Raw genomic sequence first — 23,204 nt, 5'->3', positions numbered from 1 at the left:
TTCTGCAAACCGTTCTAGTTCTCCTCTTGTCATTTAGTAAATTTAAGAACTACTTTATTCTTAGGGATAAAGTAAAGAAACCAACACGTTAAACAAATGAAAATAATTTATAAATTAATTTTAAGTATCTGTTTTGTAATAACCATAATTGCCTGTGGTGAAAAAGAAAAGAAAGAGGAAATGTTTACAATTTCGGGACAAGTAACAGGGTTTCCTGATGGAACTAAATTCTATTTAAGGAACCTAGCAACAGATGCCGTTTTCGATAGTGCTATAGTTAGAAACAACACCTTTAAATTTAAAGGGAGTTTAGCAAGTCCACCTGAACAAATTTGGTTAAATACTACGGTTGACAAAAAATTCATCTATACCAATCTTCTTATCGGAAATGATAATATTACTGTTAAAGGAGATATATCAGACTTTCCTTGGAACGTAAATATCAGAGGTTCAAAAACCCAAGAAGATTTTAATTATTCTCAAAGCCTTACAAAAGAAAATAATATCAAAAGAGATTCTTTGGTACAAGCTTTTATGAAGCTTCCACAAGAAAGGCAACAAGAAATAGGAGCGGAAATTTGGAAGAAAATTGGGAAAATAGATAGTGTTACACAGGTTTCACGAATTAACTATATAAAATCACATCCCGACACCTATACGAGTGTAATAGAACTTGGCTATTTGAAAAATCAATTACCAAAAGACACAATACAGCAAATATTTAAAAATTATACACCTGAAATAAAAGAAAGTAAATATGCCAAAGTAGTTGAAATATATCTAAAAGAGAATATCGTCAATATTGGAGATAAATATCACGATTTTGAAGGAATGAACCAAAAGGGCGAAATGGTGAAATTTTCAAATATTAGAGGAGAATACACCCTTCTTGACTTTACAGCTGCTTACTGTGGTCCATGTATTCAAGCAGCAGATGAATTAGTAGAAATAAACAAAGAGTATTCTGATTCTCTAAAAATAGTCAGTTTCACCCAAGACCCTAAAAAAGATGTTTGGCTAAAATCCTTAGAGAGAGACAAAGTAGCTTGGAATAGTATTTGGGACGGAAAAGGCAGATATAGTGAGACGTCCATAAAATATGGAATTCAAGGGATTCCAACTTTTGTGCTAATTAACCCTGAAGGAATTATAATTGACAAATGGAGTGGTTATGGCAAGGGCAGTATTATAGGCCGATTAGAAAAAAACTTATCAAAAAAATAACGGCTCACAACAATGGCTCCTATGAAAAGCACTAGTCCAGTTCTTCAAAGTTAATATTTATTCTTTTAACTATCTCATTTTTAATATTTTTAAACGTGTTGAATTAGGGATAAAGCTATGATTCATCTTTAATTCAATACTATATAACTTGCTCCGCATCCTATTTGTGATCAACTCGCTTTGGGTCGTCACCAGCATCTGTATGATTATAAGTTATAATAAGTCCAGCCACTTGCTATAAGTATGTGATCACTAAATCATGTCACCCACGTTGTTTTGTGATATGGACTTTAAATACTTCTGTGTGAGCTTTGTTATTAGTTTTTAATTTATTCTATAACCCCAATTTCATAGGGTGTTTCTGTTTTTATAACTGCCAGTGTTCTGCACAATAGCTTTCTGGCCACTTTTATAATGATCTTTTTACTATCCTTTCCTGTATGTTTTCTGTAATAACTCTGCATCACAGGATCGGTGCGTATGGCCTGCCATGAGGCTTCTATAAAATACGAACGGATGAGTCTGTGAGCTCTTGGCGTTATACCCATAGTCTTGTTATTAGCACCACTTTGATACACCCCTGGCGCCAAACCTACGTAACCTGCTATATGCTTCACATTATTAAATCGGCGTAAATCTCCTAGTTCACTAATAATACCGCAAGCCACAATACCACCAATGCCAGGAATACTTCTAAGCAAATAATAATCCTTTTTAAAATGCTTACGACAATAGGCTCTAAGCTGACTGCTAACTAAACGCAAATCTTCATCAATAAACCGAAAATGACGCATACGACTATCTAAACTCGCTTTAGCTATGGGATATTGAAACATCATATCATCCAACCAACCTCGAAAGCCATGGCTCCAATGGTCGTTATCGTACTGCTCAGGTACTTTTATGCCAAAGTACAGCAACTGCATTTTAATGTAACTCTTTATGCGCCTAAAGTCTTTAACTAAATCATTACGTCTGCGAAATAAACTCCTTAAGGCTTCACGGTGCATATCGGGTACATGAATACTATTTAGTCGGCCGTCTTTTAGTTCTCTGCTGATGAGCTGCGCATCAATACGGTCGGTCTTTGTAAAACGCTCTTTTCCTTTACGGTGAATATCAGCTGGGTTAACAACTAAGGAATGCCAGCCATAACTCTCAAAACAGCGATGCGCGTAATATCCACAGCATCCCGCCTCGTAAGCCGTACTAACCTCATATTCCGGGAAATGTTTATCGACATAAGCTTTCAGTTGCTCTGGTTCTGGTGACATACTAAAACTCTTACAATAAAATAGATCCGTTGAGCAATGAACTTTCCAGCTGCGCTTGTGTATGTCAATTCCTATGTATAATTTAGCGTCGGCTGTAAGTTGTGATTCCATATCTTAATTGTTTTAATGAACTTTAAAGATACTTGACTTACTGCTTTTACATGGATGCTATAGTGCATAGCTACCCTGCGGGATAGCTACAACACCATACACAGACCGTTGTACGCAATTATGACCCGTCCTGGATAAATAGGTGATTCAAAATCCACTTCTTTCCCTATTGGGTTTACATCTCCAAATAATTTTTCACTAAAATCCTCAGTTAATATAATAGCTTCATAATCATTTAAAATCGTGTTTTTATCGCCTATGGTCAATTCAAAATTAAATACTTTAAAAAAGCTACTGTCTACAACCACACCTGTAGGTGTATATCTCTCATTATTACATTTTAACCTAATTTTATCTTTTTCAAAATTTATTAGTGAAGTACTATTCTTAACTTCTGGGTATTCGTAATAATTATTTTTAAAAGGTAGACTCCATTCACTTTTAGGAGATCGCTTCATAGTCACCATACAAATATCTTTCTTGTTACTTTGAAAGTCATCCATAGTTAACTCATTATACACATAAGAGAATAATAGTGAAATACATAAAGCTCCTAAACAAAGCGTAGCTAGGCTTCCGGGAAAAATCACCTTATTAGATCGAAAATTTCGAATTGCAAGTTTTATATAGTAATAAGCATGTTCTTATATTTTACTATTCATCTCTAAGTGATTTCACCGGATTTTGTTTAGCTGCACGATATGTTTGCCAGCTTACCGCTAATAAAGTAATTATTAAAGTAAAAGCACCTGCTAAAGCAAATACCCACCAACTTAAAGCGGTTTTATAAGCAAAGTTTTCTAACCAATTCTTTAATACATAATAAGTTATTGGGCAAGCCAATATAAATGAACCAACCACCCATTTAATAAAATCTTTATTAAGCATAAACATGATTTCGTTTATGGTAGCTCCATTCACCTTTCGTATACCAATTTCCTTTGTTTTGCTATTTGTAATAAACAAACTAATAGCCACTAAACCTAAAATTGAAATGAATAGAACAATAACCGTAAAAGCTTCTAATAAGCGCTTGAGTTGAAGCTCCTTTTTATAAATATCCTCATAATCAATATATTCAATAAAGTCTTTAATGTAGTCAAAAGAAGCATTGTTTCTGTTAAAAACAGAGGCTATATCATCCATAACCTGACTTTTATAACCTTCTTTAAAACGCACCTGAAACATACTTGTGAAAAATGAAAAATCATAACCAATTACTATAGGCTGAATGGATTCATATAGGGGTGTATTATTTATGTTTTTAAATACTCCAACAATAACGGAATTACTGTTAACATACAACGGTGTTCCTATAGGATTTTTTAAATTGGCTCTTTTAACAAATTCTTCATTAACTAACACCTCAACAGTACCATTTCTTTGAACTAAATTACCTGTCCAATTATAAAAAGTCTGTAATTTTGAGGTGTTTAATGTTTTACCATAAAGTAGTTCAATATCATATAATTCCAGATAATCGGCATCGCCCAAAACAATCATTGATTTTACCTTTTCCTGAGTAGATTGTATGGTTACATCGTCTAAGCGGTACTCCGTCTTAAATATAGTTTGTCCACCTGCAATTTTTTCAACGTAAGATTTTGAAAGCAGTTCATTTTTTAATTCTTCACCATATTTATCCGGGATAACTCCTAAGACATTTTTAAAATTAAACCCAATATCTTTTGTTTCTATATAATTAACCTGCTTCCTAATAAATAACATACTTATTATTAACCCTATAAACAAGAAGAGTTGAAAATTAATCAAGACTCTTTTTGTCATCCATGAATTTGAAGTTTGTGTCTTATTTATTGAAAATACAGAATGATAAGAAAGAAAATATTGAAATACTCCAATAGTAAACCCTATAAAAAGTATAATTAACAAGAAAGACAAAATCAGAATATAATCTTTCTCTAACTTAAGATGATATTCAACACCTATTAAATGCGCAATAGCCTTACTTAGCAAAGGATATGTAATTAAAGCCAGGGCAAAACAAACCATTGCATTTAAAACGGACTCTATAATAAACTGCAAAAAAACTTGCTTTTTAGAAGTTCCCAGATACCTTTTTATCTTAAACTCCTTTACCCGAGTTAAACTCAATCCCAAATTCATGACAATGTAATTTGATATTGCCAAAAGAAGAGCCAATAAACCAACTATTGATATGATTTTCACGAACTGGAGAGAGCCTTTGTTCTTTTGTTCCCTAATGTTTGTAGAATGAAAATACATCTTATCTAATCTTTGGAATTCTATATCAAAATGTTCAATTTTCATGGGATATTTTGGATTTCTCATAAGGTTTGCTTCATCTACAGTTAAGTTTTTCACCTTTTCGGTAAATTCTTTTAAATCCCTGATATCTGGTGCATGAATAAATAATTCAACAACTCCATAGTTCCAAGGCCTGATTTCATACCCCTTACCTGCTAAAATTTCAAGACTTTCATTATTTATAAAACAGTCTCCCTGAATTGTTGACTCTTCTGGTATATTCTTTAAAACTCCAACAACTTCAAGAGACCATTTACTTTCACCCCTGTATTTTGAAATAATTAGTTGTTTTCCAATAGGGTTTTGACTACCAAAAAGTCCGTTTGTTAATTTTTCTGAAATTAAAATACCATTTGGAGTATCTGCAAACTTGCTTAAACTCCCTTCTTTTAAATCAAAATTTAATAACTCAAAAAATGAAGGATCGGTAAATCTTGGACTAGCTTTTAATTCTATTCCTGCTTCGTTTTTTAATTTATGAGGTTCTGCATACGTTGTAATTCTCGAGTAATTCTTTACCTCTGGTATTTTTCTTTTTAACGTTGGCCCAACTGGTAAAAAAGTCGTTACAGATTGCGTATTGGTATTAGAAGAATTATTTACTAGTCGATAAATATCTTTGCGTTTTTCATGAAATTTATCAACACTCAGTTCTTTATACACAAAGTGATATATATGAAATGAAGCAATAATGGCCACACTCATTCCCAAAATAGAAACAGCGTAGATTTTATAATTACGCATAATGCGTCGGAGATATTGTCGTAATATTTTAAATAACATAAGTCGTTTTCTGTAACACCAAATTATTGTTATAAATCTTAAAAAGTGATAAGGTTAATTCTGGATTTGAATATTTACCTTAAACCAGTGCAGGATCCTTTCGGCTCTCAGTTACTATTTTTCCATCGAATAAATTAACGATTCGGTGTGCATAATTAGCATCTCTATCAGAGTGTGTAACCATAACAATGGTAGTTCCTTGCCTGTTAAGCTCCGTTAGTAAATCCATAACTTCCATACCGTTTTTGGAATCGAGATTTCCTGTAGGCTCATCGGCAAGTATTAATTTAGGGTTGGCCACAACGGCTCTTGCTATGGCTACACGTTGTTGCTGACCGCCAGATAATTGTTGCGGAAAATGTTTGGTTCTGTGCCCAATATTCATTCGTTCTAACACCTCATTTACCAAACGCTTGCGTTCACTGGCTTTAATTTTTAAGTATATAAGTGGTAATTCAACATTTTCGAATACGGTAAGCTCATCTATTAAATTAAAACTTTGAAAAACAAAACCTATATTTCCCTTACGTTCCTGGGTACGACTACCCTCCTTATACTTACCCACTTCTTTACCATTAAACATATAAGCCCCCTCAGAAGGATTATCTAATAAGCCTATAATGTTTAATAAGGTAGATTTGCCACAACCAGAAGGTCCCATAATCGCTACAAATTCGCCTTCTTTTACATGTAAGTTCACATTATTTAATGCCTTTGTCTCAACTTCTTCTGTTCTAAAAATTTTAGATAGGTTTTCTGTTTTTATCATGATGTTTTATTTTTAAACTTATTTATAAAATTTTATTATTTGTCAATTTATTCATCCCTTAAGCTCTTTACCGGATTTTGTGCAGCCGCTTTATAAGTTTGCCAGCTAACGGTAAGCAAAGCAATTACCATTGTAAAAACACCTGCTAAAGCAAATACCCACCAACTTAAAGCCGTTTTGTAAGCGAAATTTTCCAGCCATTTATGCATGGCATAATAGGCCACCGGACATGCTATTAAAAAAGCGATGATAACCCACTTTAAAAAATCTTTATTTAGCATGAACATGATTTCATGAATGGTAGCACCGTTTACTTTGCGTACCCCAACTTCTTTAACGCGGCGTTGGGTATCGTACAAGGCAATAGTAAATAAACCTATAGCCGAAATGACCAAAGCTATAATGGTAAACACCATGTAGATTGTACTTAGTCTTTTTTCTTTCTTATATAAAGTCGCAATATCGTCACTTAAAAATGTATAATTAAAAGCTTGATTAGGGTTTAATTCATTAAATAACTCATGAATCTGGGTTATTGTCTCTTGATTTTGATTATTATGAAACAGAATAAAATAATTACTACTACCGCGGGTTCTATAAATTATGAGTGGTTTGGGTTTTGACGCTAAATGCTCATAATTAAAATCTTTCACAACACCAATGATTTTAAAACCTTTTCCCCAGGAAATATTTTCTAATGTCGTCATACTAATATCTTCAATCCCTAAATGCTTTTTAGCAGCCTCATTTATTAAAATTTTATGTTCTTGGTCGTGATCCATTTCATTATCAAATAAGCGACCTTCTAGCAATTCAAAACCAAAAATATCTTGACACTCTGTGGAGAATAATAATGTGTTTAAAGATTCGAAACCTGAAGTTTCTTGCATAGTTTTCCATTCAACTTGATAAATATCTAAAGGAGAGCGTCCTTGACCAATTGTTTTTATACCAGAAAAAGAGGCTAGTTGGTTTTTAATATATTCTGGTTTGTCAAATATTTCTTTTTTATTAGTAATTCCTTTTTTATTAGTAACTCGTTTCTCTTCACTACCAATTCTAATAATTGGAGCTTGCGATATGGGATAATACATTTTTACTCTCATAATGTTATTGGTATTAAACCCTAAATCTTTGCTTAACATTAATTGAAGTTGTTTAGAAACTATAATAGACGAAATAAGAAGAATAACTGCTAAAGCGTATTGAAGTACAACAATAATCTGTTTTCCCTTTAATTGTTGCTTCTTATTTATATTTAATACCGTTGAAAAATGATTGATTTTAATAATTGGATATATTAAGCCAACACCTGTAATTAAGATTAAAAACGAGACATTAATTAATAAAACCTTTGAAAACGGTGGCTTTAAATTAACGTTCATAAAACCATTAAAAAAGGGAAGTATTAAATTATATGATATAGTTAATATAATTGCTGACATGCCAATTATGATAATATTTTCAACTAAATTTTGATAATAAATATCCTTTTTTAAAGCTCCATTGATTTTGAATATTACTATATTCTTGATGATGGAATTTATATTTACAATTTGAAGATTAGAAAAATTAAAAATAGACACCAGTAGTATTATAAAAATAAAAATGATTAGAATGTCTACATTATTTCTGTTTCCTGAACTGAATATCTGAGAAGTCTTTATTCTACTAAAATTGTTATTAAAATAAAGGTCTTTTAATTTTACTGTTTTGGTAGTACTTTCTGTTAATTTAGGGAAAGCATAGGGGTAATTATTATTAGACTTTTTAATTTTTTCATCAAAATGACTTTTATGAGTTCCTTTTTTTAATCTTACAAATGGCACCCATGAACCATAGGGCACACCTGCATTAGGTATTAAAACATCAAATTTAAGAGAACTATTTGATGGTATTTTGACAATACCTTTTACGATATGATGTCCTTGATAAATAGGTGATTCAAAATCCACTTCTTTCCCTATTGGGTTTACATCTCCAAATAATTTTTCACTAAAATCCTCAGTTAATATAATAGCTTCATAATCATTTAAAATCGTGTTTTTATCGCCTATGGTCAATTCAAAATTAAATACTTTAAAAAAGCTACTGTCTACAACCACACCTGTAGGTGTATATATATCATTATTATATTTTAACCTGATTTTATCTTTTTCAAAATTTATTAGTGAAGTACTATTCTTAACTTCTGGGTATTCGTCATAATTATTTTTAAAAGGTAGACTCCATTCACTTTTAGGAGATCGCTTCATAGTCACCATATAAATATCTTTCTTGTTGTTATGAAAGTCATCCATAGTTAACTCATTATACACATAAGAGAATAATAGTGAAATACATAAAGCTCCTAAACATAGCGTAGCTAGGCTCCCCACAAAAATGACCTTATTAGATCGAAAATTTCGAATTGCAAGTTTTATATAGTGTATAAGCATGGTCTTATATTTTACTATTCATCCCTTAAGCTCTTTACCGGATTTTGTGCAGCCGCTTTATAAGTTTGCCAGCTAACGGTAAGCAAAGCAATTACCATTGTAAAAACACCTGCTAAAGCAAATACCCACCAACTTAAAGCCGTTTTGTAAGCGAAATTTTCCAGCCATTTATGCATGGCATAATAGGCCACCGGACATGCTATTAAAAAAGCGATGATAACCCACTTTAAAAAATCTTTATTTAGCATGAACATGATTTCATGAATGGTAGCACCGTTTACTTTGCGTACCCCAACTTCTTTAACGCGGCGTTGGGTATCGTACAAGGCAATAGTAAATAAACCTATAGCCGAAATGACCAAAGCTATAATGGTAAACACCATGTAGATTGTACTTAGTCGCCTCTCTTTTTGATATAATGCCGCTATATCGTCGCTTAAAAATGTATACTTAAAGGTTTGGTTTGGATTGACCTTTTGAAATAAGGCTTCCAGAAACTTAATTCCATCCTGTTCCTGCCCTTTGTGGAATTTAATAAAGTAATCTGCTTCCGGGTCTTCAAAAAACAGTAAAATTAATGGTTTTGGTTTCGAAGACAAGTGTTCGTAATTAAAGTCTTTAACCACACCAATAATTTCAAATCCATTACCATGGGGTCTTGACCAACTTTGATTTAATATGCGTGTATTCGAAATCTCCTTTATTCCCCATAGTTTTTTAGCGGCTTCGTTAATTACAATTGTATTTCCGCGCTGTTTATCAATACCTTTTTCAAAAAATCGTCCTTCAGTAACTTTAAGTCCAAACACATCGATGTAGTTTGGTTTCACCGTAAGGCTATTCACAGTTTGAAAATTAAATCCATCACCTTTAGGTTTCCAGTCCATTGGCCATGTATTTATAGGAGCGCGTCCTTGAGATATTTTTTCAATCCCTGAATAGGAGGCTAACTGGTCATTTACATATCGAGGAACTTTTAAGCGGTTTTCTTGTTCTTGCTTCCTCCGTTCAGGGCTCCAACTCATATAATCGAGTTTTAAAGGCGGTTCGTAAACCAGTTTCACTTTTATTATGCCTTCTTTATTAAAACCTAAATCTTTACTCAGCATTAAACCTAACTGATTATTAACCACAACAGCCGAAATCAGCAATACAAAAGCCATGGCATATTGCAAAACAACCGTAACTTGTTTTCCTCCTATTTTTTGATACGATTTACCTAATTGCCTTATGTTCTTTATGGTTGAAAAACGACTAATAACCCAAACAGGATAAAGCATACCCAATACCGTTATTACAGAAATTATTATTGCATTTAACATAAAAACCTGTTGGGTAGGCGGTGCTAATTGTACACCAACAAAAGCATTAAAGCGCGGTAGTAAAAGGTTATAAAGTATGGTAATTAGCAACGCACTAATTAGAATAATTAGGATTGTTTCTACACATTTTTGTAAAATAATGTGTTTTTTATTAGCCCCGTTTACTTTTGAAATAGCAATGTTTTTTAATACGCTGTTTGTATTTACAATTTGAAGATTGGAATAATTAAGAAGAGAAACAAAAAGAATGACAACCATAATAATAATTAATACCTGTATATTCTTTTCATTACCAGATTTAAAGAACATTCTCTTTTTAACTTCAGTAATATCATTACTAAAGTACATATCGTCTAATCCAATTACCGAAGTAATACTCTCGGTTAACTGAGGATAAAAATTAGGCACCTTGTTATTAGATGCTTTAATTTTTTCTTTAAAATCGGCAACATTAAAATTAGGTCTTGCTTTAAAAAAAGGTAAACTAATCCTACCATAACCAAGCTTTAATTGCTGATAAGGTATGATATAATCAAAGGTTAACGAGCTATTAGATGGTATTTTAACAATGCCTTGCACAGTATGAATTCCTTGATATTGCCTCATTTCCAAATCAACTGTTTTACCTATAGGATTTTCGTCTCCAAATAGTTTTTCACAAAAATCTTCACTTAAAATAATCGTCTGCTTATCGTTTAAAACAGTAGTAACATCTCCATACAACAACTTAAAATCAAAAACTTTAAAAAACGTACTATCTACCACCATTCCTGCAGGCGTATAAATATTTTCATTGTATTTAATTTTAGTATCGTTGTCTTCAAAAAACTGTACCCCTACACAGTGCTCTATCTCTGGATACTTCTCAGGTTCAAAACTAAATGGTATACTCCAATCACTTTTAGGCGATTGCTTCATAGTCACCATATAAATATCCTTTTCATGTTCATGAAAGTCATCCATAGTCAACTCATTATACACATATGAGAATAACAAAGAAATACACAGGGCTCCCAAACAAAGGGTAGCCAGACTCCCAGAAAAAACGACCTTATTAGATCGAAAATTTCGAATAGCAAACTTTAAATAATGCTTTAACATGTGTTGTTATTTTTTATAATATCATTATGGGGTACGTGTTGTAACCTATACCATTTCCCTCTCAAATTCATGGTTAAAAGTAATTCTTCCTAATTATTGTAATAGCAGAAACAATAAAATCAAGATCACCAACATACTTTTTAAAGACTACTTAAACGTACCGTCATAATAATAACTTGTTTAAACCACTTTCTTTATTTTAATATTAATTTATCACTATCTCCAAAATTATCATAACTCGATGTCACCACCATTTCACCTTGTTGCAGACCTTCAATCACCTCATAAAACTTTGGGTTTTGCTTGCCTATTTTTACCTGACGTTTAGAGGCATTTGTTCCAGATGAATCTACTACATACACCCATTGCCCTCCTGTGCTTTGAAAAAAAGCGCCTCTTGGTAATAACAACGCCTCTGTAGGCGCTCCGAGTTGTAATTTTATATAATAGCTCTGTCCTGTTCTAATATTTTCTGGTTTGTCTTCAGAAAAAACCATATCTATTTTAAACTTTCCTTCTTTTACATCGGGGTATACTTTTTTTATGGCTACCTGATACACATTATTATCGCGCTCAAATGTTCCTGTTAATCCACGCTTCACACGATCTATATAATGTTCGTCTATAGTAGATTCTATTTTAAAATCGGTAAGCACATTAATTTGCCCTATGTTTTGCCCCCTTCCAATTTGTTTTCCGATTTCAGCATTTAACGTTCCTAATTGTCCGTTAGCTGTAGCCTTTACATTTAAGTTTTCAATACGTTCATATTCCATACCGAGCGTTTTCTTCATACGTTCTAAATCCCTACGTAAATCTAAAATACTAGTGGTATTTAAAAGTGAATCTTGCTTTGTTTGAAATTTATTAACCTCGTAACTTTTTTGCGCCAGTTCGTAATTCTCTTTAGACTGTAAATACACTTCCTTAGCAATTAGTTCGTCATTAAAAAGTGATTCGTCCTGCAAATATTTACGCTTGGCCTTTTTTAATTGGTATTCCATTTCTAATAAACTTCGCTGACCTGCAATACGTCTCGATTCAAAATTAATTTGAGTTTCACGTAAATCGTTTTGCTTTGCGGCCAGACTAGTTTCACTGTTTAGAATCTGACCGTATAATTCCCGGTTTTCCAGTTTTAAGATCACATCACCTTTATTAACCATGTTGCCTTCTTCAATTAGAATTTCCATAACACGACCACCTTCATAGGCATCCATATACACCGTACTAATAGGATTTACTAATCCGCTTATACTTATATAATCAATAAACTTATCATTAATTACTTCTGAAATTGTAACACTATCCTTGTCTACATTAAAATTAGAACCCGTATCTCCAAAAGCCAAGTAACCTACAAAAAACAATAGCCCTCCTGAAACTACAGCAATTACTACATGTTTTAATTTTATTCCTTTTTTCTTCTCTATTATTGTATCCATCAGTTTTCTTCGTTATCAACAGGTAATATGAATGTACCATTATAAAAATCTAAAGTTCGTTTTTGTATACTTAATTGCGTTTTAATTTGTAATTGCTCCATTTTAGTTTTTGTGTAACGGTTATTAGCTGTTTGCAAATCATATAAGGTTATTAAGTTGCTTTTAAATTTTTTTTGAGCTATTTCCATTGCCAATTCTTGATGTTTTAATTTCTTAGTATTCAATTGCTCTTCTACTAATAAAGCCTCATTTTTCTGAATTAATTTTTGTATTTCCTTATACACCACCTGATTTTGTTGTTTAAATTGCACCTTGGCTTTTTGCAAATTCAATCTGGCTATTTTAGTATTACTCCAGGTTCTACCGTTACCAAAAACAGGAATATATAGTGATAAAGAAATGTATTTATTAGTGTTTGTTTTTATCTGTTCCCAAAATTCAATTTGACTACCATTTGAATCTACTCTGTTAGGAGAATACCCTGTATTTACACTGGCCCCAAAACTTATTTTTGGATAAAATGTTGCCTTTGTTATCGCCAAATTCTTTTCTGCCGCTTTAATATTATTCTCACTTATTTGAACATTTGGTAAAAATTGTTGAGCCTTGGCGAAAACTTTATCTATACTAAAAGATGTTTCAAAAAATGCAACATTATCATCTGTAGGAACGATTAACTCAATATCAATTTTATCTAGATTCATTTCTTGTAATAGAGACAATTTGGCTTCTTTCAATCTGTTTTTTGCTTGAAGTACATTTAACTCATCTGAGCTTATGCTTGCCTCTATTTCATATATATCTGCTTTAGCTTTAAGACCTAGTTTTTCCTGAGCCGTGATTAATTTATATTGTAATAGATTTATCTTTTGTTGTTCCATCACTATTTCCAAATTTCCTTTGTAAAACAAGACATCATTAAAGAGCGTCATAATTTTAAAAGCTAAATCGTATTTATACTGCAACACGGTTTGTTTACTTGATTCGAATTGAATTTTTTTATAGGTTAGGGTATTCCATTTTTTAAAGGTTTCAAAAAGTACGATAGAAGTAGACAATGACCCATTAACACCAGAAACATATCGCGTGTCTACAATGGTATTTGTAATAGGATCTACCCGTCGTCCATAACTCACACTATAGCTCGGCAACCCTACTCCAATTTGAGGTATCAGGTCTCTTTTGGCCTGTTCCCATTGTTCTTCATTTATTTCTGCTGAAAAGACTTGATTTTGCTGTGTTAAATTATGTTCTAATGCATAAGCAATACAATCGTCTAAAGTCCATAACTTCTGAGACTGAGCAACACTATAAATCACATAAAAACATGAAAAACATATTAGAATTATCTTCTTATTCATTCTAAACTTCTAATTTGTTTTCCTTATAAACCAACAGCATGCCAAAAACAAAACAAATTGATTTAAAGATACTTACATACACAAAAAAGAAATCACCTTAAAAAAGTGTAAATTTATTTTACAAAATGTGTAAAAATTTTAGACAGAACATTAAAGCCTATCTATTGAATTAGTAGATTTGAATGTATCACAAAAATCTCCCCAATGCCGAAAGGAAAAATTCTTATAGTTGATGACAACAAAAGTATATTAAGTGCCTTAGAGCTACTATTGCAAAATGTATACAAAGACATCAAATCAATATCTAACCCAAATCAAATCACATCTATAAAAAATTTAATGGATTATGATTTAGTATTGTTGGATATGAATTTTTCTGCCGGTATCAATAACGGCAATGAGGGATTATATTGGTTAAAACGCATTAAAAACTTAGCTCCAGATGTTTCTGTAGTTATGATAACAGCTTATGGTGATATTGAACTTGCTGTAAGAGCACTAAAAGAAGGTGCTACTGATTTTATTCTAAAACCATGGGATAACAAAAAATTACTAGCTACGCTCCAAGCCGCCTTTCAATTGCGTGAATCTAAACGTAAAATTAGTGCATTAAAACAAAAAGAAAATGGTTTAAAAGATATTATAAATAATAATAACAGAAGTATAGTAGGGAATTCTAAAGCCTTAACTTATATTTTAAAGCTTACACAAAAAGTGGCTAAAACTAATGCAAATGTTTTAATCACTGGAGAAAATGGAACAGGCAAAGAACTTATTGCTAAAGAAATACACAACTGGTCCAAACGCAATAACGAAATTCTTGTAAGTGTTGATATGGGTTCTATTACCGAATCTCTTTTTGAAAGTGAACTTTTTGGTCATATTAAAGGTGCTTTTACAGATGCCCATACCGATAGAATAGGAAAATTCGAAGCTGCTCATAAAGGCACCCTGTTTCTTGATGAAATAGGAAATCTTCCACTCCAACTTCAAGCCAAATTACTAACGGTTATTCAAAATAAGGAGATTGTAAAAATTGGCTCGAATACTCCTATCCCTATAGATATCCGTTTGGTTTGTGCCACCAATTGTAACCTTGAAAAAATGGTAGAAGACGGCCTTTTCAGGGAAGATTTACTCTACCGTATAAACACCATTCATTTAGAAGTTCCCCCTTTACGTCAAAGGGAAAATGACATTCTTTTACTTTCTGACTTTTTTCTTGATTTGTTTTGTAACAAATACAATAAAAAGCCTCTTAAAATTGATGAGTCGGCTCAAAAAAAACTCCTTAATCACAACTGGCCAGGAAATATTAGGGAGTTACAACACACTATTGAGCGTTGTGTCATCTTAAGTGACGGCAATAACCTAACGACTTCCGATTTTATATTTAAAGAACGCATAAAGACTTCTCAAACGACATTCGACACAACATTGGATGACATGGAAAAAAGTATGATATCTAATGCCATTTCAAAGCACGAAGGCAATTATAGTGCCGCCGCAAATCAATTGGGTATAACTAGACAAACGCTTTACAATAAAATTAAACGCTATAATCTTTAAATATGGCTAGTAAAACTTATTACTTTAGAATTATTTTCAAAATTTTATTGTTAGCAACAACTTGTTGGGGGCTTGCATACTTAACCTTACAAAAGCAATATGATTTCGCTACATACACAGGATTCATAATCGTATTTCAGATAATAAACCTGATTAATTTTCTCAACAAAACAAATAGAAAAATTGCATTCTTCTTCAATGCCATTGAAAATAACGATTCCACCATTAACTTCCCTGAGCACACAAAAAATAAGGTACTCAAAGATTTATATAAAAGCATGAATCGTGTTAACCAATTAATACAAAATGTAAAAGTTAAAAACGAAACTCAGGAACGCTATTATCATACTATTTTACAACATGCAGCAATTGGAATATTAACAATAAACAAAAAAGGGCATATTATACTAGCTAATAAAACGGCAAAAAGCTTGTTAAGCTACGAGTCTCTTACGCATATACAACAACTTAAACGTATTGATGAAAACCTATTTAAACTCTTGTCTGATTTAACGCCATTCGACAACAAACTTTTTAATCTTCAAAATGAACGAGAAGCCAAAAATTTAACTATAAAAACAACTCCTATAAAAATTGAAGAGGATGATTTACTTCTTGTTATAATACAGAATATTAGTAACGAATTAAGTGAAAACGAAGTAGATTCATGGGTTAAAATGTTCAGAGTACTTACACATGAAATCATGAATACTATAGCGCCAATTACTTCCATTTCTCAAACCTTATCTGATCGTTACATAAAAGACAATTCTATGGTTACTGTATCAGAAATAAATGAAACCGATATAAAAAACACCATAAATGGTTTAAATATTATAGAAGATCAAAGTAAAAACCTGATGAAATTTGTTGAGTCGTATAGAACTTTAACTAAAATACCAGCTCCTGAAAAAGATATAATCAATGTTGTTACGCTTTTTAATAAAATAAGAATTCTGGTTAGCCAGGAAAATGGGTTTAATGATATTAAATTTGAAATTAAGGTTACCCCTGAAAACCTGGAAATCTACGCAGATGAAAAGCAACTCATTCAAGTATTAATAAACCTAACTAAGAATGCATTACAAGCATTAGAAGGTAATTCCAACGGGATTATTCAACTTATTGGTAAAAAGGAAGAATCTGGAAAAACAACTTTACAAATTATTGATAATGGTCCTGGCATATCCAAAGAGCTACAAAATCAAATTTTTATTCCCTTTTTCACTACTAAAAAAAATGGTTCTGGAATTGGTTTAAGTTTAAGTAGACACATCATTCAATTGCATTCTGGACAACTAAGAGTTAGTTCAGCACCCTTAAAAAAAACCATATTCAGCTTAACTATTTAATAACAGAGAAGATTATTGCTCCCGAACTTGCTTTTTAATTGACCCAAAAGACAAATTTGAAATAAGTGATTGACAAGTTTCTTTGGCTAAAATTTTCGATTAACAAAAAATGTAAAAATCAAGTTTCCAACCCACGCAACTAATCATACTAGCCGATACAGTTAGTTCACATATTTCGTCAAAAATTGAATGTAAAGAAAACTTAAAAATTTTATCATACATTTTTTATATGTAAGGAAAAATCAATTTTCTTATCATTATGATTAATTTCAAACTAGAAAAATTACCACTTACAAAAGACATTGAAACTAAAAGTGTTTTAAAAAAACTTAATGAAGCACATAGAGCTTTATCTGAATTAAAAGGTTTGGTATCAAGTATTCTAAAAACGGGTTTAACTGTAATTTGTGATTTCTGATTTTCCAATTAAAAATAAGTTGCTTAATTCAATTTTTAGCATAATATGGTAGCCACCGATTCCTACTTCGAAATTTTTATAAATTTCTTCGAAACGGAATCATAAATTCCCATAACCACAACCATTTGTATCACAAAATACAAAACACCACAATAATGTGTGCAACGACCGAACACCACCTAAAACCTATTAAAAACCGCATTTTTTGACTGCAATTGTCATCTACACCACCCCGAATTTTATTTTGTGATAATTTTTTATCACAAATGTATCACATAAAATATCACAAATATTTTGGTTCTAAATTTCTACTATTTAAGGGTGGAAAGTTTAGGTTTATATGTTTTCAAAAAGACATATCGACTTAGTGCATCGTCATTTAAAAGAAAATCCTGAAGAAGATCAAAATTAAATTTTTCCTTTTCAGAATATGCATCTATAAAAGTGTAAGAAGGTGGCAAATATTTGTTTTCATCATTTCTAACTTTTATAATATCCTGCAATATTTTATCAAACTCCCTAACTAAATTGTCTGGCATATAGCCTTCTACCTTCTTTAATGTTGAAATATATCTATTCAACTCATCTTTTGATTCCGTTTTCTTTTTATCAGCCTTCTTAGCATACATCCATACAATCAACTGCATAAAGTCCTGTGAAAACAAAAAAGTTTCTACTTTTTCACCAACAACTTCCTTTTTACAATAATCACCACTATAAATATTTTCAAGCAATTCTCTTAAGTATTTGGAAACGGTTAAATTTTTCTTAGCTGCTTCGGTTTGTATGGTATCTTTTAATTCCTGAGATAATCTTAGGTTTACTGATGGGGCGCTGTTTTTTTCTGTATGTTTTTTATCCATGTGATGTTTGGGCGTTTTATAGATTTATTTAAAATGTGGTTATTTAAAATATTGCTTCCATGGTTAACATTAATTGGTCTCTAATGGCACATTAAATACTTGAGTTAAAAGCACAAATTCTGCTTCGCTTCTTGCCTGCTCTTTTAGTTCTTCAATATGCCGCTTTCTTTTATCCTGAGCTTTAGAGGCCTTAGTTTCCTTTAACTTAAATTCTAATTTATCAGAGTCTTTGCTAGCATTAGGGATTAAAACCCGTTTTACTTCTTCCAGTGTTTCCTCCAGGGCTTTATTTTCTGAAACAGATACCTGTTTTACTTCCGATTTATTTTTTGCTTTTTTATCAAACCGTTCTTTAAGCTCTTCTAAATGCTGCTTTGTGATGTTTAATTGTTGTACAAATCCATTATACTGATCCTTACTCACATCAGGTATATCCATTTTTACATACTCTACATAATAATTATAAATATGAACAAACCCTTGAACATAGGTTGTATAGCGATCGATTAAAAACTCAACCTTTGATTTAGGCTCAGTATCTATCAGTTCTAAAAGAATGTACATGTTATTATCTAAAAGGAATGATTTAGAGAATACATGAACACTAACCGGTTGTTGGTCTACTAAATAATTGTGTCCATTTTTCTCAAAAAGCAACATCCTATTAGCATGATTTAACAACACTGGTGTCGTTTCGCCAGCCATCTCTAATAACCCTAAGGGTAAGTAATACACAGAAGCGCAAAACAAATTACTTAGAAGCTCTAATTGTATATCTTCATATGATTTCATAAGGGGCTAACTTTTTAGTAATTCTGAAAAATCTTTTGGCAATTCGGCATCAATGTCTCTTAAGTATTTCTCTAAAGCATCCATGGTATTGTGACCTGTAATTTGCATCAATTTACTTTTAGCTTCATTGGGTGATGATTCCTTTACCAAGGCTCTGTATAACTTCGTTATAAACGTATGTCTGAAACTATACATGCTATGCTCCGAATCCAGATTAAAGGTATCCTTGACAATCTTTTTAAAACGCTTTGAAAAGTAATTACGTTTACTGTCATCACCTAAATCCCACTCACCACCTATGCCTTGTGGTGTAAACAAACTGTCTTCCTTGTTAAGTTTGCTTAAGTCGGGTAATTCTTGAAATAAAATCTCTGGAATAATTTTAGTCTTTAAAGCTTTATTCTTAGCTTCAAAAGTAACTGTTTTATGTTTCAAGTCTATATCACCTACTCTTAAACGACAAATCTCAATTGGTCTTAACAAGCCATAGGCCACAAACTTTACAAACAACAAAAGTGTTGGATCCTGCTCTTCCATATGCTTAAAGATATCCTCTTGAAGCTCTTTGTTATAGGTTTTATTGCGTTTAGGTTGTGTTTTTAACGCTTTGATATTCTTAATAAAGTTTTGGCTAACAATATCATTATCCTCTAAGGTTTGATATAAGCTACTTAAACTGGCTCTGTAGTTATTTCTATTTCTAGCTGAGGATTTGGTTAGTATATGATTCAAAAACTCTAAAACAAGCTTTCTATCAACTTCACATATAAAATTAATCTTTGGGTGATTATCTTTCATCCATTCACCGAAAACTTTAATATGGCTTTTATAGGACCGAATACTACTTTCTTTAAGAGACTGCTTTTTTAAAGTCATATCAAATGCACAAGCTTCTTCTATTCGCTTCCCTTTGTCAACTATTTCTTCTGGTTGTTCTGACTTTAGCTCAACTTTAGGTGTGATTTTAATTTCAGGAGTCTCCGTGGTGTTATCTGTACTCTGTTTTGTAGTTTCCTTTTTAAAAAGTTCGACATTATCAGCATAAGGATTGTACCCTCGTTTAAGTAATTTAAATAGAATTTGACTGTAAACAGTCAAAATTGCCATACGCTCTTCTTTGGTTTGATACCGGTTAGCATTGGCATAGATTGGAGATTGACGTTTTAAGGTTTTCGTTTCGGGATCTCGATAAGAAAAATAGAGATACCAACGCTTCTTTAAATTACCACTTGCTGTGTAGATTTTGGGCTTGGAAAATTGTTTTTGCACAGATAAATCGTATTCGTTTCCGTATTTACTTTCGTATTCACCTTGCAATATATCAGAAATATTAGACATAAAAAAAACGGTTTGGTGACACCAAACCGTTGATTTTAACGCCTTTCGGCTTCGTAGCGGGAACAGGACTCGAACCTGTGACCTTCGGGTTATGAGCCCGACGAGCTCCTTTTTAAAAACCATTTTACTGGTACTTTCCGCTGTTAAAACATCTAAAGCGTATGCAAAAGCGTATGCAGTTTTGACTTTCAGATTATTTTACCAAAAGTAAAAATATTTATTAAAACCAACCATAAATTAACAATAAAAAAAAATATAAAATTGATGGCTTAAAACTCACTGATGATGGTGGTTACACCATTATCTTCAAGACCTATGCCGACATGGCAAAATACTTAGGTATTTCCAGACAGGCATTATATAATAAGATTAGGGACAATATGCATCCACTGGATGCCTTGTCCGACCAAATACAAAAGAGATATGACAATAGATAGTAAATTATTGAAATTAAAAGATATTTCACCGCTCCAGAAATTAATTCTGGGGCTTATAATGAACACACACCCCGTAGTCCTTCAACTGGCTGGAGGTTATACCAACACTTGCGGAGAAATAGCCAAAGAGCTAGGTTCTACTCGGAACAGAGTACGAGCTGAGGTTGATAACCTGATTGAGCGTGGTTATATCACATGCCAAGTAAGCCTAGCGTATCGGGTTACCAATATCACCCAAAAGCTACTCGATGCAATGGATAAATAGCCTGTTATGTGTACCTTCTGCACCATGCATCTCACGCTATTGCAGTAGGGTCCTATCCCCAAATGCTTGGTTACACCTCCCCATGGCGTTATGCGGTCGGTGTGACGTGTAAATATTAAATAATATTTGAAAATAAGGCCACCTAGGTATCTTTCCATACATACCCCTCGGGGGCCTTTGTTAATAAGGGGTCGGTATTGTCAAAAAATTTTTTCCAGTAGTTTTGGGGTTAAATTTTAAAGTATGTTCCCTGATGTTTTTGAACGGGTAATTGGTTTTATACTGGCACAGGAACCATGGTTTTAGTATCCTTGTAACAAACCATTAAACAGCAATATATTATGGCTACTCGAAGCGAAAGACAGGACTATTCATGGAGACCAAATGACAATAGTGTTTCAACTCAACTTAAATATGAGCTTGAAGCCCAGCATTGGCACAGGGCGTTTAAGCATGCGGACCAAAAAAATAAACCAATAACCATAGGGCAAGACCTGAAGGTTATTGGCTTAATTTTTACACTTATCGTGTCTATTTTAACTTGGGTGGTATTACTGTTTATAGAGGTTTTTAGGTGGTTAAGAAGCTATAAATCTCACTAAACTATTTTGAGTAACCTCCTAACAACTCCCTTAATCTTCTAACTTCGCTTATTAATATTGGAATATCCTGTTTTGCATTCGCAATAAAGTCATAATCCTCCATCCTTGCTCCATCAATTTCTAAATCCTCCCCTCTATTATCTCCTTCGCCAGTCATTATAAAATGACCTCCACTATCATGGTCTCTACCTTCTATAAAAGCCTTCCATGGTCCAGAAGTTGAATCTTTACATCTTTTCTCTATTTCTAATAACTTTTGTTCACTTATCATATAGAATCAATTATTTATTTGGGTTTTTTATAATTTCCATCAATTCTGAAGCCACTTTAGAATTCGGAATAGACATTGTTGCATGGTTAGGATTATTTTTTGTCGGTGAAGATATAACATCTCCTCCTGCTTTCCTAACATCTCCTACTGTTGTAACTCCTATTTTATTATGAGGAATGCCTACTGATAATGCATCTATACTTTTATTAGCCTTACTATTTACAGATATCCCATCAAGACTTTTATCTGACAATCTAGAAAAAACACCACTTCCTCCATCAAATCTATCGGGAGTATTTGACCCTCCCCGAACCACAGGAACATCGTCTGATAACTTAGATACATCTTTACCAATTTCAGACGCTTTATCAACAGCTTTTGCAGTATCAGAAATAGCATCTGCACCTTTACCAACTCCTCTTAATTCAGACATAAATACTAACCCCAAAAGTCGACCTCCCATACTAAGGTCATCTCCTGTAATAAGGTCTGAGCCAGTAAATGCCTCAATTACACCTTTGACATCACCAACCACTGGAGTGAAATCTGTGGAAATAGAAAGAGCTTCTTTTGATTGTTCTTCTGATGGTAATGTACTTCTTCCATAAAAAGGGCTATTCATTGGATAAAATTCAAGACCTTCTAACTCCCATCCGTCTATAACCCTATTTTCAGAAAAGTTATATGTTCCATTATGAGGATAGTCTGCCGCTAATGGGTCAACTTGCCAAAATCTTCCTATTGAAGGGTCACTCCATCTATATTTCCACTCGTGAACATTTAACCCTAAATCTTCCGTTAACTCTTGTCCCTGATAATCTTTAAACGGATGATGTGAAACGATGTTTCCATTATACCCTTTATGTTTAAGACCAAAAGGATAGTAGTTGTTTTCTTCTAGTATTTCAGAGCTGTTTACACTTCCGTTATTGTTACTATCCATATAAGACAACCTAACATTCCCCAAGTGATCTTTATATTGATACACATACTTATATCCATTCTCAGCATCCACATAGCCCTCGGGGTGGTTAAAGAATTTCAACGAACTGCCTTCATATACATAATTACCTGCATAGTAAGTGGTTGTTCCACTTACAGTCTTGCTCAACTTTACGCCTGTGGCATCGTAAATATAGGAAATATTTCCTCCTGACAAGGTTACACTTGTGGGTAAATT

Annotated in this window: 18 protein-coding genes and 1 tRNA gene; 5 read left to right on the top strand and 14 right to left on the bottom strand. The window is 32.6% G+C overall.

The window, feature by feature from the left end; translation table 11 throughout:
* The first annotated feature begins 96 nt into the window (after positions 1 to 96).
* Positions 97 to 1,224, top strand: a complete 1,128-nt coding sequence (locus ICJ83_RS16735) for a TlpA disulfide reductase family protein (protein ID WP_188231558.1) — start codon at positions 97 to 99, stop codon at positions 1,222 to 1,224.
* Between the two features lie 329 nt (positions 1,225 to 1,553).
* Here the strand turns inward: ICJ83_RS16735 and ICJ83_RS16730 are convergent, their stop codons facing one another.
* The 8 genes from ICJ83_RS16730 to ICJ83_RS16695 all read right to left on the bottom strand — a co-directional run bounded on the left by ICJ83_RS16730 (position 1,554) and on the right by ICJ83_RS16695 (position 14,117).
* Entirely contained in the window at positions 1,554 to 2,609 is a 1,056-nt protein-coding gene (locus ICJ83_RS16730) for an IS110 family RNA-guided transposase (RefSeq protein ID WP_188231557.1), read from the bottom strand.
* An 86-nt stretch (positions 2,610 to 2,695) separates the two neighbouring features.
* Positions 2,696 to 3,199: an ABC transporter permease gene (locus ICJ83_RS16725; protein WP_188231556.1), complete on the bottom strand. Its 504-nt coding sequence runs from the start codon at positions 3,197 to 3,199 to the stop codon at positions 2,696 to 2,698.
* A gap of 64 nt (positions 3,200 to 3,263) precedes the next feature.
* Positions 3,264 to 5,642 (bottom strand): ABC transporter permease, encoded by a 2,379-nt coding sequence (locus tag ICJ83_RS16720; protein ID WP_188231555.1) that lies wholly within the window; start codon positions 5,640 to 5,642, stop codon positions 3,264 to 3,266.
* Between the two features lie 118 nt (positions 5,643 to 5,760).
* Positions 5,761 to 6,450: an ABC transporter ATP-binding protein gene (locus ICJ83_RS16715; RefSeq protein ID WP_188231554.1), complete on the bottom strand. Its 690-nt coding sequence runs from the start codon at positions 6,448 to 6,450 to the stop codon at positions 5,761 to 5,763.
* Positions 6,451 to 6,497: 47 nt separating this feature from the next.
* Positions 6,498 to 8,888 carry an FtsX-like permease family protein gene (locus tag ICJ83_RS16710; protein ID WP_188231553.1) on the bottom strand — a complete coding sequence of 797 codons (2,391 nt, stop codon included), beginning with the start codon at positions 8,886 to 8,888 and terminating at the stop codon, positions 6,498 to 6,500.
* Between the two features lie 14 nt (positions 8,889 to 8,902).
* Positions 8,903 to 11,311: an ABC transporter permease gene (locus ICJ83_RS16705; RefSeq protein ID WP_188231552.1), complete on the bottom strand. Its 2,409-nt coding sequence runs from the start codon at positions 11,309 to 11,311 to the stop codon at positions 8,903 to 8,905.
* Positions 11,312 to 11,505: 194 nt separating this feature from the next.
* Positions 11,506 to 12,756 (bottom strand): efflux RND transporter periplasmic adaptor subunit, encoded by a 1,251-nt coding sequence (locus ICJ83_RS16700; RefSeq protein ID WP_188231551.1) that lies wholly within the window; start codon positions 12,754 to 12,756, stop codon positions 11,506 to 11,508.
* Complete coding sequence (locus ICJ83_RS16695) at positions 12,756 to 14,117, bottom strand: TolC family protein (protein ID WP_188231550.1); 1,362 nt, start codon at positions 14,115 to 14,117, stop codon at positions 12,756 to 12,758. The genes ICJ83_RS16700 and ICJ83_RS16695 overlap by 1 nt, the downstream gene beginning before the upstream one ends.
* 204 nt (positions 14,118 to 14,321) lie before the next feature.
* Between ICJ83_RS16695 and ICJ83_RS16690 the strand changes: the two genes are divergently transcribed.
* The gene (locus ICJ83_RS16690) at positions 14,322 to 15,686 is read left to right on the top strand and encodes a sigma-54-dependent transcriptional regulator (protein WP_188231549.1); all 1,365 of its coding nucleotides are present in this window, start codon (positions 14,322 to 14,324) and stop codon (positions 15,684 to 15,686) included.
* 2 nt (positions 15,687 to 15,688) lie between these two features.
* Positions 15,689 to 17,038, top strand: a complete 1,350-nt coding sequence (locus ICJ83_RS16685; protein WP_188231548.1) for a sensor histidine kinase — start codon at positions 15,689 to 15,691, stop codon at positions 17,036 to 17,038.
* 729 nt (positions 17,039 to 17,767) lie between these two features.
* On the opposite strand, the gene ICJ83_RS16680 is transcribed toward ICJ83_RS16685, so the two are convergent.
* The 4 genes from ICJ83_RS16680 to ICJ83_RS16665 form a co-directional block, all read right to left on the bottom strand.
* Positions 17,768 to 18,319 (bottom strand): hypothetical protein, encoded by a 552-nt coding sequence (locus tag ICJ83_RS16680; RefSeq protein ID WP_188231547.1) that lies wholly within the window; start codon positions 18,317 to 18,319, stop codon positions 17,768 to 17,770.
* Between the two features lie 69 nt (positions 18,320 to 18,388).
* Positions 18,389 to 19,111 carry a hypothetical protein gene (locus tag ICJ83_RS16675; RefSeq protein WP_188231546.1) on the bottom strand — a complete coding sequence of 241 codons (723 nt, stop codon included), beginning with the start codon at positions 19,109 to 19,111 and terminating at the stop codon, positions 18,389 to 18,391.
* A gap of 6 nt (positions 19,112 to 19,117) precedes the next feature.
* Positions 19,118 to 20,449, bottom strand: coding sequence for a tyrosine-type recombinase/integrase (locus ICJ83_RS16670; protein ID WP_188231545.1), 1,332 nt, complete (start codon positions 20,447 to 20,449; stop codon positions 19,118 to 19,120).
* A 54-nt stretch (positions 20,450 to 20,503) separates the two neighbouring features.
* Positions 20,504 to 20,591: transfer RNA gene (locus tag ICJ83_RS16665), tRNA-Met, on the bottom strand.
* Positions 20,592 to 20,872: 281 nt separating this feature from the next.
* Here ICJ83_RS16665 and ICJ83_RS16660 point away from each other — a divergent pair.
* Both ICJ83_RS16660 and ICJ83_RS16655 read left to right on the top strand, forming a co-directional pair.
* Positions 20,873 to 21,151 carry a hypothetical protein gene (locus ICJ83_RS16660; RefSeq protein ID WP_188231544.1) on the top strand — a complete coding sequence of 93 codons (279 nt, stop codon included), beginning with the start codon at positions 20,873 to 20,875 and terminating at the stop codon, positions 21,149 to 21,151.
* Between the two features lie 341 nt (positions 21,152 to 21,492).
* Entirely contained in the window at positions 21,493 to 21,753 is a 261-nt protein-coding gene (locus ICJ83_RS16655) for a hypothetical protein (protein WP_188231543.1), read from the top strand.
* Position 21,754: 1 nt separating this feature from the next.
* Here the strand turns inward: ICJ83_RS16655 and ICJ83_RS16650 are convergent, their stop codons facing one another.
* Entirely contained in the window at positions 21,755 to 22,024 is a 270-nt protein-coding gene (locus tag ICJ83_RS16650) for a hypothetical protein (protein WP_188231542.1), read from the bottom strand.
* 10 nt (positions 22,025 to 22,034) lie between these two features.
* The coding region (locus ICJ83_RS16645) for a pre-toxin TG domain-containing protein (protein WP_223154833.1) at positions 22,035 to 23,204 on the bottom strand (1,170 nt) is incomplete at its 5' end.

Source organism: Aestuariibaculum sediminum (assembly GCF_014596945.1).
In the GTDB taxonomy this organism is placed as follows: Bacteria; Bacteroidota; Bacteroidia; order Flavobacteriales; family Flavobacteriaceae; genus Aestuariibaculum; species Aestuariibaculum sediminum.
Note: the sequence above shows the minus strand (reverse complement) of the source record. Positions and strands in the feature narration are given on the sequence as shown.

Bases quoted from the DNA above. Each gene is read 5' to 3' on its own strand.
- ICJ83_RS16710 (WP_188231553.1), bottom strand. From the start codon at position 8,888: ATGCTTATACACTATATAAAACTTGCAATTCGAAATTTTCGATCTAAT.
- ICJ83_RS16655 (WP_188231543.1), top strand. From the start codon at position 21,493: ATGGCTACTCGAAGCGAAAGACAGGACTATTCATGGAGACCAAATGAC.
- ICJ83_RS16660 (WP_188231544.1), top strand. From the start codon at position 20,873: ATGACAATAGATAGTAAATTATTGAAATTAAAAGATATTTCACCGCTC.
- ICJ83_RS16670 (WP_188231545.1), bottom strand. From the start codon at position 20,449: ATGTCTAATATTTCTGATATATTGCAAGGTGAATACGAAAGTAAATAC.
- ICJ83_RS16685 (WP_188231548.1), top strand. From the start codon at position 15,689: ATGGCTAGTAAAACTTATTACTTTAGAATTATTTTCAAAATTTTATTG.
- ICJ83_RS16730 (WP_188231557.1), bottom strand. From the start codon at position 2,609: ATGGAATCACAACTTACAGCCGACGCTAAATTATACATAGGAATTGAC.
- ICJ83_RS16705 (WP_188231552.1), bottom strand. From the start codon at position 11,311: ATGTTAAAGCATTATTTAAAGTTTGCTATTCGAAATTTTCGATCTAAT.
- ICJ83_RS16720 (WP_188231555.1), bottom strand. From the start codon at position 5,642: ATGCGTAATTATAAAATCTACGCTGTTTCTATTTTGGGAATGAGTGTG.
- ICJ83_RS16695 (WP_188231550.1), bottom strand. From the start codon at position 14,117: ATGAATAAGAAGATAATTCTAATATGTTTTTCATGTTTTTATGTGATT.
- ICJ83_RS16700 (WP_188231551.1), bottom strand. From the start codon at position 12,756: ATGGATACAATAATAGAGAAGAAAAAAGGAATAAAATTAAAACATGTA.
- ICJ83_RS16690 (WP_188231549.1), top strand. From the start codon at position 14,322: ATGCCGAAAGGAAAAATTCTTATAGTTGATGACAACAAAAGTATATTA.
- ICJ83_RS16650 (WP_188231542.1), bottom strand. From the start codon at position 22,024: ATGATAAGTGAACAAAAGTTATTAGAAATAGAGAAAAGATGTAAAGAT.
- ICJ83_RS16675 (WP_188231546.1), bottom strand. From the start codon at position 19,111: ATGAAATCATATGAAGATATACAATTAGAGCTTCTAAGTAATTTGTTT.
- ICJ83_RS16735 (WP_188231558.1), top strand. From the start codon at position 97: ATGAAAATAATTTATAAATTAATTTTAAGTATCTGTTTTGTAATAACC.
- ICJ83_RS16715 (WP_188231554.1), bottom strand. From the start codon at position 6,450: ATGATAAAAACAGAAAACCTATCTAAAATTTTTAGAACAGAAGAAGTT.
- ICJ83_RS16680 (WP_188231547.1), bottom strand. From the start codon at position 18,319: ATGGATAAAAAACATACAGAAAAAAACAGCGCCCCATCAGTAAACCTA.